Below are 14485 nucleotides of genomic sequence, written 5' to 3' on the forward strand. Positions count from 1 at the left end.
CCGGAACAGCTGCGGGTATTCGGCCTCAAGCACACCGCGCGCGCGTTGGCCAGGCAGCACAACATCCCGCTGCTGGAAGGCACCGAGCTGCTCAACAGCCTCGACGCCGCACTACTGGCCGGGGAAACCGTGGGCTATCCGATCATGCTTAAAAGCACCGCCGGTGGTGGCGGGATCGGCATGCGCGTGTGCCAAAGCGCCGATGAATTGCGCGACTGTTTCGAGGCGGTGAAACGCCTGGGCCAGAACAATTTCAGCGATGCCGGTGTGTTTATCGAGAAGTACATCCAGCACGCCCGGCACCTGGAAGTGCAGGTGTTTGGTGACGGCGGCGGCGAGGTGATCGCCCTCGGCGTGCGCGACTGTTCGGTGCAGCGGCGCAACCAGAAAGTGCTTGAAGAAACCCCGGCGCCGAACCTGCCCGACGGCATGGCGGATGAGCTGTGCCGTGCCGCCATCACCCTGGCCAAGGCAGTGAATTACCGCAGCGCCGGCACCGTGGAATTTATCTTTGATAGCGCCGATGGCCGCTTCTATTTTCTGGAAGTGAACACCCGGTTGCAGGTGGAACATGGCGTCACCGAGCAAGTGTGGGGCGTGGACCTGGTGCGCTGGATGGTGCAATTGGCCGCCGGGGAAATGCCGCCATTGCGGGAACTGCAACTGAAGCCTCACGGCCACGCGATTCAGGCACGCCTGTACGCCGAAGATCCGGGCCGGGAGTTTCAGCCAAGCCCGGGGCTTTTGACGTATGTGGACTTCCCGGTCGCTGAAGGCCTGCGCATCGACACGTGGGTGGAGGCCGGTTGCGAGATTCCGCCCTACTTCGACCCGATGATCGCCAAGCTCATCACCTGGGCGCCGACCCGCGAACAGGCACGCCTGGATTTGCATCAAGCCCTGAGCAACAGCCAACTGTACGGCGTGGAAACCAACCGCGATTATCTGCGCCAGATTCTGCTCGCTACACCGTTCGCCAGTGGCCATCCGTGGACGCGCTGCCTTGAAGATTTGGTGTACCACGCCAACACGTTTGAAGTGCTCAGCGCCGGCACGCAAACCAGTGTGCAGGACTATCCGGGGCGCCTCGGTTACTGGGCCGTAGGCGTGCCGCCGTCGGGGCCGATGGACAGTCGCGCGCTGCGCCTGGGCAATCGCCTGCTGGGCAATGCCGAGGGCACCGCTGCACTGGAAATCACCATGAGCGGGCCGTTGCTGCGCTTCAATTGTGCGGCGGTGGTGGCGGTGACGGGTGCAGACATTGTGCTGCGCTTGAATCATGAAGCGGTACCGATGAACACCGCGTTGCTGATCCCGGCGGGCGCAACCTTGAGCCTGGGCACCATCGCCGGGGCCGGTGCTCGCAGCTACCTTTGCGTGCGCGGCGGGCTGCAGGTTCCGGATTATCTGGGAAGCAAAAGTACCTTCACCCTTGGCCAGTTTGGTGGGCATGGCGGGCGGGCTTTGCGGGCGGGTGATGTGTTGCACTTACTGCCGTTGGAGGATCTCAGTTGCGGCAATACGCTAGTGCCTGAACCGCTTGGCGAGGTGCGAACACTGCGGGTGATCTACGGCCCCCACGGCGCGCCGGAATACTTCAAGCCCGAGTACATCGAGACGTTCTTTGCCACCCAGTGGGAAGTGCATTTCAACTCCAGCCGCACGGGTGTGAGGTTGATCGGGCCGAAGCCTCTGTGGGCGCGTACGGATGGCGGTGAGGCGGGGTTGCATCCGTCGAATATTCACGACAATCCCTATGCGATTGGTGCGGTGGATTTTACCGGGGACATGCCGGTGATCCTCGGCCCCGACGGCCCGAGCCTGGGTGGGTTTGTATGCCCGGTGACAGTGATCGAGGCGGACTTGTGGCAGCTGGGCCAGCTCAAGGCGGGTGACAAAATCTGCTTCACCCCGGTCGACATCAAGACCGCCCGCGACCTCGCCTTGAAATGGGATCAAGTGTGGGAGCCGGGCTTGCTCGCGATGCAGGCAACTCGGTCCGACAGGCAAACCGAGGCGATGCTTTCGCGAGCAAGCCCGCTCCCACATTTGATTGAGTCGCCTGTTGTTCTGGACATCGGCCAGGCCGACACCCGCCTGGTCGCCCGCCTCGCCGGCGACACCCACCTGCTCCTGGAAATCGGCGCCCCGGAACTCGACCTGGTGCTGCGCTTTCGCGCCCACGCCCTGATGCAAGCCCTCGAAGCACAAGCCCTGCACGGCGTCATCGACCTGACACCCGGCATCCGCTCCCTGCAAATCCACTACCAGCCCGAACAACTTACCCTCGCCGACCTCCTGGCGCTGATCACCGCCGAATGGCACGCCGTCTGCGCCAGCCAAAACCTGCAAGTGCCGTCGCGCATCGTCCACCTGCCACTGTCCTGGGACGACCCGGCCTGCCAACTGGCGATCGAAAAATACATGACCACCGTGCGCAAGGATGCCCCGTGGTGCCCGAGCAACCTGGAGTTCATCCGCCGCATCAACGACCTGGCCAACCTCGACGAAGTGCGCCACACCGTGTTCGATGCCAGCTACCTGGTGATGGGCCTGGGCGACGTCTACCTCGGCGCGCCCGTGGCCACGCCGCTGGACCCGCGTCACCGCCTGGTCACCACCAAGTACAACCCGGCACGCACCTGGACCGCCGAAAACTCCGTGGGCATCGGTGGCGCCTACCTGTGCGTGTACGGCATGGAAGGCCCCGGCGGTTATCAGTTCGTCGGGCGTACCTTGCAGATGTGGAACCGCTACCGGGAAGTCGCCGCGTTCGATGGCAAACCGTGGTTGCTGCGCTTCTTCGACCAGATCCGCTTTTACCCGGTGAGCGCCGATGAGCTGGTGCAGATTCGCCGGGATTTCCCCCTTGGGCGGTTTGAACTGAGCATCGAACACAGCCAGTTGAACCTGACGGATTACCAGGCCTTTCTCGCGCAGGAAGCCGAAAGCATCGGCGCGTTTCGCGGGCAACAGCAGCGCGCGTTCAACGCCGAACGCGAACGCTGGATCGCCAGCGGCCAGGCGCATTTCGACAGCGAGGAACTCGCCGCACCACAGGGCGCAGACACGCCCTTGCAGGCCAACGAATACAGCATCGACAGCCACATCGCCGGCAATCTCTGGCAAGTGCAGGTCAGCGCTGGCGAACGCGTGGCGGCGGGAGATGTGCTGGTGATCCTGGAGTCGATGAAAATGGAAATCCCGGTAGTCGCACCGTTCGCCGGCACCGTGCGGGAAATTCCGGTGCAGCCCGGCAGCGGCATTGGCGCAGGCCAACGGGTGGTGGTGCTGGAGCGTGATTTGCAATAACGCGGCGGGGCTGTATCGTGCAAGGCACACCGGGTTTCACCGGGACCTTGTCCGATACAGCCTGAACCGACCGATGACCACGCCAACCCTCTGCCCCGCCTGCGGCGCCCGCAACGATTGCGCCCTGGCCGACCCGCGCACTGCCGACCAGGCGTGCTGGTGCTATTCCGTCAGCATCGACCCCGCAGTGCTCGAAGCCTTGCCGGCGGAACTGCGCAATAAAGCCTGCCTGTGCCCGCGTTGTGCTCAGGTGGACGAACAACTGCGCGGCAACGAGCGGTCGTAATGCGCGTAGATCGTTTCCTCAGCAACCTGCCCCGTTTCAACCGTAAACAGGTTCGCCTGTTGCTGGTGGAGCGGCGGATCAGCGTCGACGGCCAGGCCACCAGCGATCCGCACCACCCGGTAAGCGAGTTCAGCCGTGTGTTGCTGGATGACGAAGTGCTGCAAGCCGGCAAACCCGCGCGTTACTTCATGCTGCACAAACCCCAGGGCTGCGTCAGCGCCACGTCCGACCCGCAACACCCCACGGTGCTCGACCTGCTGGATGAACCTGACAAGCACGAGCTGCACATCGCCGGTCGTCTGGATTTCAACACCACCGGCCTGATGCTGATCACCAACGACGGCCAGTGGTCGCGCCGCCTGACCCAGCCGCAAACCAAACTGCCCAAGGTCTACTACGTCGAGACCGAGCAGGACATCGGCCCGCAATACGCGGCCACCTTCGCCGCCGGCCTGTACTTCGCCTTTGAAGACCTCACCACCCAACCGGCGGAACTGGAACTATTGGGCCCCAGAACGGCGCGCCTGAGCATCATTGAAGGGCGTTATCACCAGGTGAAGCGCATGTTCGGGCACTTCGACAACAAAGTGATACGCCTGCACCGCGAACGCATGGGACCGCTGGAGTTGGATGCAGCCCTTGCGCCAGGCCATTACCGGGCGCTTACAGAGGCTGAAATCCAACAGGTCTGATGACCGTTCAGCCGATGATGGCAAAAACCCACGCCATCGACTGGCGAACTGGCATCCCTGATGCTTGAATCAACCCAGCCAGCCGCAATCTGACTGGCGAGTCACCCCTACCTACAAGAAACACTTTGCCCGTCCGCACGCTTGACCTGCGGGCCTCTCACGGCAAATTGCCCGCCATAACAACACCCGTCGGCCAGCCAGTACCGGATCGACATGGGCCCTCACTTCCAGGCGTATGCCTACCTGTCACAAAGCTCGTGCAGAGTGATCTGCGCGCATTACCCGCTTGCCAGGAGTCTTACGACATGAGGCCAGAAATCGCTGTGCTGGATATACAGGGTCAGTATCGGGTTTACACGGAGTTCTATCGCGCGGACGCAGCAGCCAAGACCATCATCCTGGTCAACGGCTCAATGGCCACCACTGCGTCTTTCGCCCAGACCGTGAAAAGCCTGCACCCGACGTTCAACGTGGTTTTGTATGACCAGCCCTACGCTGGCCGCTCCAAAATCCACAACCGCCACGAGCATATGCTGACGAAAGAAGTCGAGGGCCAGATCCTTCTGGAACTCATCGACCACTTCGCCGCCGAACACGTGCTGTCCTTTTCCTGGGGCGGCGCCGCGACCCTCGTCGCCCTCGCCCATCGCCCGCGCCGTGTGGAAAAGGCCGTGATCAGCTCGTTCTCCCCGGTGATCAACGCCCCGATGCGCGACTACCTGGAGCGCGGTGTCGACTACCTCGGCAACCTCGACCGCGACCGCGTGGGCCAGCTGGTCAACAGCACCATCGGCAAACACCTGCCGTCGCTGTTCAAACGCTTCAATCACAAACACGTGAGCAGCCTGGCCGAGCACGAGTATGGGCAGATGCACTTTCACATCAGCCACGTGCTCAACAGCGACCGGCTGTGCTACCTCAAGGCCGCTAAGCAGATTGATATACCGGTGTTGTTCTTGAACGGCGAATGGGACGAGTACACCAGTGCCCAGGATGCCAAGCTGTTTGGGCAACATATTGCGAAAAGCAGCTTCGGCACGATTCAGGCAACCGGGCACTTTCTGGATATGGAGCACAAGGCCGCGTGCCGGGATAGCCGGGAGGCGTTGATGGGCTTTTTGAGACCGGAGCAGCAGCCAAGCCGGTTGCGGTACCACGCGTCACAGCCACAGCATGCGTTTGCCGTATGAGCGGTGGGGTTGTGGGCGGGCCGGATTTCCCAGGGGGTTCGCCTGCCCATGATCGACCGTTGGCACGTAAAACACAGAATTTTCGAAGAAAAACTTCAAATCCGCGAGCACATCTGGTACAAAGTCAGCCGCTCTGAGCGGGTATAGTTTAGTGGTAGAACGAAAGCTTCCCAAGCTTTAGATGAGGGTTCGATTCCCTCTACCCGCTCCACTCAGATTTTGGTCCTGCGTCAGGCTGGTTTTGACGGGGGATGTGTAAAAAAACCGGTCCTTGGTGACCGGTTTTTTTATGGGTGGGATTTGGAAATTAAACGGTCGAACCGGGCTCATTCAATCGCCTGATAGACCTTCTTCCCGCCAACCCAAGTCTGCAGGACGCGTGTCCTCCAGATGTCTGCCGGGCTGACGGCAAAAATGTCCTGATCAACCAGGATAAAATCGGCCCACTTTCCGGGCTCAATGCTGCCTTGGGTAGCTTCTTGATGGGCTGCATAAGCTGCATCCAGCGTAAATGCACGGAAAGCCTCGAAGAGGGTCATGGCCTGCTCAGGGTGCCATCCAGCCAAGGGGTTGCCCTCATGATCCGAGCGAGTCACGGCAGCATGTATGCCGTAGAACGGATTGGCAGATTCGACTGGGAAGTCTGACCCTGCCGCAATTTTCGTTCCCTGGTTAAGCAGAGTGCGCCAGGCATAAGCCCCCTTGATCCGTTCGACACCCACCCTGTCCTCAGCCATATTCATGTCGCTGGTAGCATGTGTAGGCTGCATCGATGCAATCAGCCCTAGATCGATAAAGCGCGGTATCTGCTCCACATCAACCACCTGCGCATGCTCGATCCTGTTACGCAAGGCGCGCCCACCGACTGTGGCGTAGGTCTGTTCAAAGCTATCCATGACCTGCTTGATGGCAGCATCACCGATGCCATGCACATTAGCTTGAAAGCCGGCTTTCAGTACCGACTCAATCTTGTGCTTCATCTCCTGCCGGCTTTCAAAAAGCAGCCCCTTGTTGGTTGGGTCGTCGGTGTATGGCTCAAACAGCGCCGCACCACGGCTTCCCAAAGCGCCATCGGCATAAAGCTTGACGCTACGAATGGTAAGACGATCATCGCCATAGCCGATCAAAGGGCCGTCCTGGGACAACACCGCGAAATCATCCCCCGCACCGTTGATCATCGAGTAGACACGTAACGGAAGCCGGCCGCGATCGGCAAAACCGCGCATCGTCTTGATCATCTGCCTATCAGCACCTGCATCGTGCACAGATGTCAGTCCTTGTGCATTGAGATGCTCCAATGCAGCATGCAACGCGACCTCTCGCTCCTGCTCGTCAGGCAGCGGAATAATATCCGCGACCAGCCCCATAGCGGCGTCGATAAATACACCTGTCGGGTTACCTTCTGCATCCCGTTCGATACGTCCGCCTTTCGGATCAGGCGTGTCCTTAGTAATACCCGCCAGTTGCATCGCCTTGGTATTAGCCCATCCGGCATGGGCATCCACCCGAATTAGCCACACTGGTCGATCGACAACGACCTTATCAATTTCGGCAGCCGTCGGAAAACGCCCCAACTTCCAGGTAACGTGGTTCCAGCCTGAGCCACTCAGCCAACGGGCGCCGGGGCGCGCTGCAGCGAATACCCGAAGCCTTTCCTGCGTATCAACCAGTGTTGGAGAGCCCCGTAAAGCAATGCTTCGAAGGGACTCTCCAAGCCATTTGATATGGCCGTGCGCATCGGTCAACCCAGGCAAGAGGGACGCACCCTTACCATCGATGCGCGTCGCCAATGCATGCTTGCCAGCAAGATCGGCCGCCATACCGACGCAAATCACTTTGCCCGACGCATCAAAGGCCAACGCATCAAAACGCATCAGACCGCCTCCACTCACGGTATAACCACGCACATTTTCCATAATCGTTGGCTCCGCCCGGACAGGCCCCGTCAGCGACAGGAACATAGCCACCGGGATCAACGCCTTGGGCTGAGTTTTGATACACATCAGCAGCTGTTCAAACGCGGCAAGCATCGGGCCGAGCGTGAGACTTTTAAATGCTGATGGTTGCAGACTCGGTTTTTCTCCTGAAAATCGTGGAGTCATGATTTCCTCCAGTAAGAGGTCACGTCATGCGGTCAGAAAGAAGGTTATAAAAAAGGGCGCTAACACCGTCAGAATCAAACCACTCATGAGAGCGGTAGGCAGCGTGTCGCAGTGGCAGGTTTGGCGCACGATCGGTAACGTCGAGTCCAGAGCGGTTGCCCCAGCGGCGGCAATACCGACCTTTGGGTGGAAGCCACCGACCAGGTACAGTAAAGCGATCGCGATCAGTTCGCGCCCCAGGTCTGCGAGCAATGCCGTAGCGCCATGAACTTCTCCGGACAGCCCTCCAACCAGGACGCTGGATAGCGTGAACCATCCAAATCCCGTCGAGAGTGCCAGGAGCAAACGGATATCTTCGCCAGTGATGAAATGAACCGCATAGGCTCCCAATATTGAGCCAATGACCACGGCAATCGGAACGCATAGAACGCCCCATGAGATCCAGTCACGACCTAACTTGATGCTCGACAAGTCGAGTCCCACCAAGAAGATCAGTACCATTAACATCACGTTGCTGGGCGGAAGCCACAAGCTTGCAACGGTTGATTCTGCATATGTGAACAACACGCCCAAGGCCACCATCAGCAGCGCAATAAAGCACTCTTTCAGAGGAGCAGCAGCGCCATGCATATCGAAACTGGCAACCCTGCCTGGTTCTCGTCCAGCCCCTCTCAAAGCCGCCAAGCCCAGCAGCAGCATGCAAGGCACCACTGTTGTTGCGACCGCGACAAGCGAAGATGTCTTGAGCACATAGCCAACCGCATCCAGCGAAGAAACCACTTCGCCGAACTCAGTGCCTATCAGAAAAAGTAGCCCCCAAACCAAAGGGCTGATCAGACTGACCAATCGGGCAACAACTTTATCCGGGAGCAAGAGTTTGCTCGATAGATAGCCTATTCCCAACGCAATCAAGATGGGTAATATCGAGCTCAACGCCTGCACCGTCATATCCTCTGAATGGTTGGCGAGAAATCAACCAAAACAATACAGCGCTCACAGACTCCGGGAGAGGCGTCGTCAAGTTTCTTGATCGGGCTTATGTAGTGCGAAACCTTCGGATCATGAACGGCAAAACTATCGAGAGGCTCCGAAAGGGTAAACTCCGCCCAAATCTGACTTGACCGCGCGTCCTCAAACAGCATGTTTCGAATTTCCGGATGCCCAATAAAATTGATGCCACCCGTCATGTTCGAAGAACGGTAGATCAAGTGCGCAAACGTGAAGGGCTCTCCATCCTGGTGAAAAAAGTTCGGTGAACTTATACCTGGCTGATCCGAACTCGCGGACGTGAGTTTTACAAAATGCACCCCAAAATAGATAGGAAGGGGCTGGCCAGGATGCTGCCAGAACGTCAGGGAAAAATCTTCATCGATCAGGTCGAGTAGTACGCGATTGTTTTTTACCGCATCACTCAACGCGTGAAAGTAGCGAATATTTGCGTGATCCGGATTGTTACCGCCTTGGTCGTAACCTGCGCGTCCGTGGCCTGCCCCATCTTTGACGATTGGCAACCAGTGGCCTTCATGCGTGTCTTGCCAGGGAAGAATGACTCCGTTGCCATACCGTCGAAACCTGTTTACTCCAGGCGGGGCGTACTCATCCGGTTCCAACTGTTCAAACTCTCGACGTAATTCTGCGAGCTCTTCGACGCAATGAGTCTGGCTCACACGAGGCATGTAATGCAGATATCCATCTTCTGCTAAGGCACTTCGAGGCATGGTCATTCCTCCTTGGTTTGATGCCATCAAACATAGGCAATCACCGTGGAGAACTTCAATGGAGGCGCGAACAACGAGAAGTGTCTTACAACGACGTCGGACGCTAATGGAGCGAGGGGGAACGAATCTTTTTACTCGGCATTACTGACGCAGTACTACGCAGATAGGGTGAAACTGTACGCAGGTTGCTGGGCCGGGGAGTCTCTGAACCGGCGCACACTGCTACTGGTAACCCACATCCAGGGAGGTGTACGCAACAATAGCTGCCCCGCCGTCCTGCTCAGCGGTCTGGTTGTAATTCCCGGCCTTGAAATACAGATTGATGCCCTGCCAACCCGATGGCGGAATATCGAACTCCCGGCTGGCCTGCCTGCCATTCGCCGCAGCCGAAACCAGCAGCACCATGCCGCCCTCGGAGCCCTTGACCTCAATCTTGTAATTGAGCTTGTCATTAACCTTCAGCCCCGTCAGCAAGACTGTCCGTTGCTCCTTCTGCCCGTAGCGTGTCTTGGTCCCGGCGACGATCGAGCCATCTTCCCAGCGAAGCTTCAGCAGCTCCGAACCTCCCGCCTTGTCGCCATGTATCTGGGCAAAAATGATCGATTTTGTGCTTGGATTTTGCACCACATAAAGCTCGCCGGACTGGGTATTATCAAACACCCCACCTGCGGTGAACTCTCTTTTTGCCCGCAGCTCAACACGGGGGTAGTGACTGTTGGGCGTCGCGTCAAGACCCGAGGGTGTGTTGAATACCAGCGCTCCTTCAGGCACGCCTTGATGGCATCCCGATGTGCGATAACAGTTTGTGTAGAAATAGGCGTTCTGAAGATTTTCGCCGATCGCGATTTCTTCTGCCTGACCTTGCGCATTGAAATCCTGAAGCACGTAGGCACGGCTCAGGTTGGACAGGTTGTCGCCTGGGGGTTTTGTGGCATCCAGGGCAAAGGCATTTCCACCGTTAAAAATCGCTCCGATGGCCACTACCGACACCGCGATAACTCTAGCGCCAAACACTTTAAATGCGTGCATCACCGTCACCAATTATTCGTCAAAGCCCCAACTCCAACGCCAGCAGATCCGATAGCTGTTGCGGGTGTCGAATCAATGTAATGCGCCTTACTGCCGAAAGAGAAAAAAATATTGGAGGGCTGCCCTTCCCTTGGTATGTGCGGCCTGGAAGGGAAAGCCTTTTACAGAATCAAGAAACCCGATCCACTCGGTCCTGCACGGCTTCTACCAGTAAAAGCCCCAGTTCAATCATTTGCTGAATCGCCAAGGCCAGACTGCGATGCTTATCTGGCAGGTTATCGGCAAATTCGTTGGTCATTGCGCCAGCGCCGGCAATGGTTTCGTAAGCGTTGGCGAGCAATGCATCGGTGCCGATTTCGGGACGTACGCTGAAGATTCTTACGGGTGAGTTATACGAGTCAGTACACATCTGTTGATCCTCAAGAAGGACCACCACCCAGTACTACGGAGATAGGGTGGCAGCTGTACGCAGGTTAGTAGACCGGGAAGTTTCAGAACCGGCGCGCCCGAAGACGCCCTGCGCACAGCTACCATTAGGCACAGGCAATAAGATGCCTGACCGATAGAACAGCCGTACGCCAAAACTTCACCGGGCTACTAAACCCGACCGCTGATGGGCAGCGGCTGACGAACCTTAAAGAGGTTGCCCAAGGCGTACAACCGGGACGATTCTGATGGTTGTGTAGGCAATGGAGCAAGGTTCAAATATTCAGGCCAATCCGCGCTTCAGCCTTCAGTTCCCTCCAACTGCGCAAGATCCGCAAGCAACCCCGGCCCCACCGGTTCCCATCCCAACTTCTTGCGCGTGATCGCACTGGATGCAGGCATATCGTGAGCGGTAAACCTTGCCAACCAACCAAAAAACCCCTGAGCCTCTTGCGCCGAAATGGATTTAACCGGCAACCCTAGCCGCGTCCCCAATACCTCGGCAATCTCCCTTTGCGACACACCCTCCTCCGCCACCGCGTGATACCTCGTGCCCGGCTCGGCCTTTTCAATCGCCAGCCTGTAGAGCCGAGCCACATCCAGAATATGTGCCGCCGGCCAACGGTTTTTCCCGTCGGCGATGTAAGCGCAAACGCCCTTCTCGCGATACAACTCGATCACCGGGCTAACCAGCCCCTGCCTGACGGTGTCGTGTACTTGAGGCAAACGCATCACCGACACATTCACCCCCGTCGCGGCTACAGCGTTGGCCGCTTCTTCTGACGCCGCACGGGGAATCTGCGCCGAGGTAACCACCGCACCGTCCTCCGTCACCAACTGCCCCGGCACGGTGCTCGCAATTCCGACACCGGAGGTAATGATCAGCGGTCGATCCGACCCGGCAAGTGCCTCTCCCAGCGCCTGGATAACCCGGCGGTCGTCCTCGCAGTTCGCGACGAATTTCGAGAAATCGTGATTGAACGCCAGGTGAATCACGCCATCCGCCTGGGCAACACCAGACTTGAGGCTTCCCAGGTCCTCAAGCGACCCACGATGTACATGAGCCCCGGCGGCCTCCAGCGCTGCCACCTTGTCATCCGAGCGGCACAACCCCAGCACCTGATGGCCCGCCGAGATCAGTTCCTTGACGACAGCCGACCCGATAAATCCGCTGGCACCCGTTATAAATATGCGCATGAACCGTATCTCCGTGTGTATTCAGAGACTAATCTGTGCGCTTGCCCTATACGGGTAAAGTAGTGAAGTTATCAGGGTATAGAGGCTAACAGGCTATGAGCGCAAACCAGTTGGGCAGCTATCTGAAAGACCGACGTACCCGGCTTGATCCGGCGGCATTCGGCTTCTCATCGGCACGACGGCGTACGCCAGGTTTGCGCCGCGAAGAGGTGGCCCAACGCGCGAACATCAGCCCCACCTGGTACACCTGGCTCGAACAGGGCCGTGGCGGCGCGCCGTCGGTGGAAGTGCTGGAGCGGATTGCCCATGCGCTGATGTTGACCGATATCGAACGCGAGCATCTGTTCCTGCTGGCCTTCGGACGCCCACCCGAAGTGCGCTATCAGCAAAACGAAACGGTGACGCCACGCCTGCAACGGGTACTGGATGCCTTGAACCCCAGCGCCGCGATCCTGCGTACGGCGACCTGGGACGTGGTGGCCTGGAACCAGGCGGCGACGGTGATGTTGATGGACTACGGATCCCAGGCGCCGGAACAGCGAAATATCCTGCGGTTCATGTTCCTTGATCCCAATTCCCGCGCGGCCCAATACGACTGGGAAAGCGTGGCGCGGTTTGTGTTGGGGGCTTTCAGGATTGATACGGCGCGCTCAGGCGCGGCGGAGCAGGTGCAGCCGCTGGTGGATGAACTGTGTCGACGCAGCCCTGAATTTAAGGCGATGTGGAGCGAAAACGATGTTCAGGGCGCCCATGGTGATCGCATCAAGCGGATACGCCATTCGGTGTTGGGGCCGATCGAATTTGAGTATTCGGTGTTTGCGGTCGATGGGCGCAAGGATCTGAATATGGTGGTGTACAACCCGGCGACGCCGGAGGATGCGCAGCGGATCGCATCCTTGATGGATTAGGCGCCAGCAACTGCAAGAGACTTCGACACTGCAATCGCTCGCAACAAGAGACCATTTGAATCCTTAGCCTTACTCACATCATTCTCCTGCGCCTAACCGCGCCGCGCGCACGTGCTCATGCCTATTGCCAGCCAGTATCCATATGGATACAGTGAGAACCCGTGAACTATCATGTCCAGCAAACGCAGACCTTCATTACCTGGCATTCAGCAATACGTGATTTACGCGCAAAAATCGCCATCGCCCGGCGCATCGATTGCGCATCTGCTGGCAATCTGGGCGATATAAAGACGGTAGGCAATGGTGTCTCGGAAATGCGCGTAGATATCGGTCTAGGTTATCGAGTGTATTTCACGCAGCGAGGAAGAACCGTCATCGTCTTGCTGGCCGGTGGCGACAAATCCTCACAAGACGCCGACATCCGGCGAGCAAAAAAACTGGCAAAGGAAGTTTGATCATGAGCCAAACACTGACGACATTTGATATGGCGGCACTGCTCGACAGTGATGAAGCCATCAGCGAATACCTTTCTCAAGTTCTGGCCGACGGCGATAACGAGGAGTTCCTCAGGGCCGTCGGGTACGTGGCCAAAGCTCGCGGGATGGCGCGGGTCGCGACCGATACCGGCATGGGCCGTGAGAGTCTGTACAAGGCATTTGCCCCTGGAGCAAAGCCCCGCTTCGAAACGGTACTCAAGGTGCTTCACGCACTGGGTATCGATCTGCAAGCACAGCCGGGGCATGTCGCCAATCATTCGATTATTTGAGTGAGCAGCCCCGCTGCACCACCCACGCCAACGGCAACGTCAGCAACAACATCCCCGCCAGCACCATCACCGCCACCGGCACGCCCATCAAGTCCCCCAGCCCGCCAAACAGAACCGGCGCCAACGCGCCACCTCCGATGGTGCCGGTGTAGAACACGGCAAACGCCTGCTCTCGTTTACCTGCCCCAGCGAGATCCGGCACCGCGCCGTACAGCACCGAAGAGGTGCCATTCAACGCCAGCCCCAACACCGGCAATATCACCATCAACCCGCTCAACGGCAGGTACACCGCCGCGACGATCAACAGCGCCGTGACGGTTTCCGTCAGCCACACGGTTTTCATCATGCCGATGCGTGCGCCGAGGTAGCCGCAGAGCAATTTGCCGAAGGCGCCGCCGATAAACAGCATGGTCAGCGCGAGACCGATGCCCGCAGTGCCGGCGCCTTTAGCTTTCAGAAGAAAGGGCAGAAACGTGAGAAAGCCCATCCGCACGGCACTGTCGAGTGTGCCCGTGACGATCAGCGCACGCAGACCGCTGACCGAGCCACTTCCGATCAAGGTCTTGGCGGTTTTGCCGGAAGCAGACGCCGCTGCCTGCGTTGGGATCAGCCACCACAGCAACCCCGCCGCAGCCAATCCCAGCATTCCAAGAAGCGTGACGCTCGCGCGCCAGCTGATGACGGTCAGCAACAGGCCGACCAGCCCGGGAACCAGGGTTTTGCCAATGTCTCCGGAGAAGTTGTATTGAGACAGCGCTTCCTTGACCCCACCACCGTTCTCGTAGGTGTCGGTGATCATCGAAGAAGCCAGCGGATGCTGGGTACTCGCCCCCAGCCCGCCCAACAGCAGCGCCAGCAA

The 14485-nt window shown here is 58.6% G+C and carries 14 protein-coding genes and 1 tRNA gene; 8 read left to right on the forward strand and 7 right to left on the reverse strand.

Annotated elements, in window-relative coordinates; all coding sequences use genetic code 11:
* The 5 genes from uca to HX846_RS08845 all read left to right on the forward strand — a co-directional run.
* Window positions 1–3312: urea carboxylase (uca, locus tag HX846_RS08825; protein ID WP_178965280.1), on the forward strand; the 3312-nt coding region annotated here is incomplete at its 5' end.
* 73 nt (window positions 3313–3385) lie between these two features.
* The gene (locus HX846_RS08830; RefSeq protein ID WP_003212042.1) at window positions 3386–3598 is read left to right on the forward strand and encodes a cysteine-rich CWC family protein; all 213 of its coding nucleotides are present in this window, start codon (window positions 3386–3388) and stop codon (window positions 3596–3598) included.
* Entirely contained in the window at window positions 3598–4290 is a 693-nt protein-coding gene (locus tag HX846_RS08835) for a pseudouridine synthase (RefSeq protein WP_003212044.1), read from the forward strand. Before HX846_RS08830 ends, HX846_RS08835 begins: the two co-directional genes overlap by 1 nt.
* Before the next feature lie 305 nt (window positions 4291–4595).
* On the forward strand, window positions 4596–5480 hold the full coding sequence (locus tag HX846_RS08840) for an alpha/beta fold hydrolase (RefSeq protein WP_178965281.1): 885 nt from the start codon (window positions 4596–4598) through the stop codon (window positions 5478–5480).
* Between the two features lie 137 nt (window positions 5481–5617).
* Window positions 5618–5691, forward strand: a tRNA-Gly gene (locus HX846_RS08845).
* 115 nt (window positions 5692–5806) lie between these two features.
* Here HX846_RS08845 and HX846_RS08850 read toward each other — a convergent pair.
* From HX846_RS08850 to HX846_RS08875, 6 genes are all read right to left on the reverse strand, one after another.
* A complete protein-coding gene (locus HX846_RS08850; protein WP_256739799.1) occupies window positions 5807–7582 on the reverse strand; it encodes an amidohydrolase in 1776 nt (591 codons plus the stop codon).
* 24 nt (window positions 7583–7606) lie between these two features.
* A complete protein-coding gene (locus HX846_RS08855; RefSeq protein ID WP_043225584.1) occupies window positions 7607–8530 on the reverse strand; it encodes a lysine exporter LysO family protein in 924 nt (307 codons plus the stop codon).
* Window positions 8527–9300 (reverse strand): 2OG-Fe dioxygenase family protein, encoded by a 774-nt coding sequence (locus HX846_RS08860; RefSeq protein ID WP_003212052.1) that lies wholly within the window; start codon window positions 9298–9300, stop codon window positions 8527–8529. Before HX846_RS08860 ends, HX846_RS08855 begins: the two co-directional genes overlap by 4 nt.
* Before the next feature lie 222 nt (window positions 9301–9522).
* Window positions 9523–10329, reverse strand: coding sequence for a polysaccharide lyase family 7 protein (locus HX846_RS08865; RefSeq protein WP_087692616.1), 807 nt, complete (start codon window positions 10327–10329; stop codon window positions 9523–9525).
* 169 nt (window positions 10330–10498) lie between these two features.
* A complete protein-coding gene (locus tag HX846_RS08870; RefSeq protein ID WP_003212057.1) occupies window positions 10499–10738 on the reverse strand; it encodes a DUF6124 family protein in 240 nt (79 codons plus the stop codon).
* 317 nt (window positions 10739–11055) lie between these two features.
* Entirely contained in the window at window positions 11056–11952 is an 897-nt protein-coding gene (locus HX846_RS08875; protein WP_178965282.1) for an SDR family oxidoreductase, read from the reverse strand.
* A gap of 95 nt (window positions 11953–12047) precedes the next feature.
* On the opposite strand from HX846_RS08875, the gene HX846_RS08880 reads away from it, so the two are divergent.
* From HX846_RS08880 to HX846_RS08890, 3 genes are all read left to right on the forward strand, one after another.
* The gene (locus HX846_RS08880; protein WP_008437810.1) at window positions 12048–12860 is read left to right on the forward strand and encodes a helix-turn-helix transcriptional regulator; all 813 of its coding nucleotides are present in this window, start codon (window positions 12048–12050) and stop codon (window positions 12858–12860) included.
* A 161-nt stretch (window positions 12861–13021) separates the two neighbouring features.
* Window positions 13022–13315 carry a type II toxin-antitoxin system RelE/ParE family toxin gene (locus tag HX846_RS08885; RefSeq protein ID WP_003212063.1) on the forward strand — a complete coding sequence of 98 codons (294 nt, stop codon included), beginning with the start codon at window positions 13022–13024 and terminating at the stop codon, window positions 13313–13315.
* 2 nt (window positions 13316–13317) lie between these two features.
* Entirely contained in the window at window positions 13318–13626 is a 309-nt protein-coding gene (locus HX846_RS08890; RefSeq protein ID WP_003212064.1) for an addiction module antidote protein, read from the forward strand.
* Here HX846_RS08890 and HX846_RS08895 read toward each other — a convergent pair.
* Window positions 13619–14485: MFS transporter (locus HX846_RS08895; RefSeq protein ID WP_178965283.1), on the reverse strand; the 867-nt coding region annotated here is incomplete at its 5' end. The genes HX846_RS08890 and HX846_RS08895 overlap by 8 nt on opposite strands.

Origin of the sequence: Pseudomonas sp. K5002 (genome assembly GCF_013386655.1) — a bacterium.
Taxonomy (GTDB): domain Bacteria; phylum Pseudomonadota; class Gammaproteobacteria; order Pseudomonadales; family Pseudomonadaceae; genus Aquipseudomonas.

Coding starts and splice junctions, on each gene's coding strand:
- HX846_RS08830 (WP_003212042.1), top strand. CDS start 3,386: ATGACCACGCCAACCCTCTGCCCCGCCTGCGGCGCCCGCAACGATTGC.
- HX846_RS08835 (WP_003212044.1), top strand. CDS start 3,598: ATGCGCGTAGATCGTTTCCTCAGCAACCTGCCCCGTTTCAACCGTAAA.
- HX846_RS08840 (WP_178965281.1), top strand. CDS start 4,596: ATGAGGCCAGAAATCGCTGTGCTGGATATACAGGGTCAGTATCGGGTT.
- HX846_RS08850 (WP_256739799.1), bottom strand. CDS start 7,582: ATGACTCCACGATTTTCAGGAGAAAAACCGAGTCTGCAACCATCAGCA.
- HX846_RS08855 (WP_043225584.1), bottom strand. CDS start 8,530: ATGACGGTGCAGGCGTTGAGCTCGATATTACCCATCTTGATTGCGTTG.
- HX846_RS08860 (WP_003212052.1), bottom strand. CDS start 9,300: ATGCCTCGAAGTGCCTTAGCAGAAGATGGATATCTGCATTACATGCCT.
- HX846_RS08865 (WP_087692616.1), bottom strand. CDS start 10,329: ATGCACGCATTTAAAGTGTTTGGCGCTAGAGTTATCGCGGTGTCGGTA.
- HX846_RS08870 (WP_003212057.1), bottom strand. CDS start 10,738: ATGTGTACTGACTCGTATAACTCACCCGTAAGAATCTTCAGCGTACGT.
- HX846_RS08875 (WP_178965282.1), bottom strand. CDS start 11,952: ATGCGCATATTTATAACGGGTGCCAGCGGATTTATCGGGTCGGCTGTC.
- HX846_RS08880 (WP_008437810.1), top strand. CDS start 12,048: ATGAGCGCAAACCAGTTGGGCAGCTATCTGAAAGACCGACGTACCCGG.
- HX846_RS08890 (WP_003212064.1), top strand. CDS start 13,318: ATGAGCCAAACACTGACGACATTTGATATGGCGGCACTGCTCGACAGT.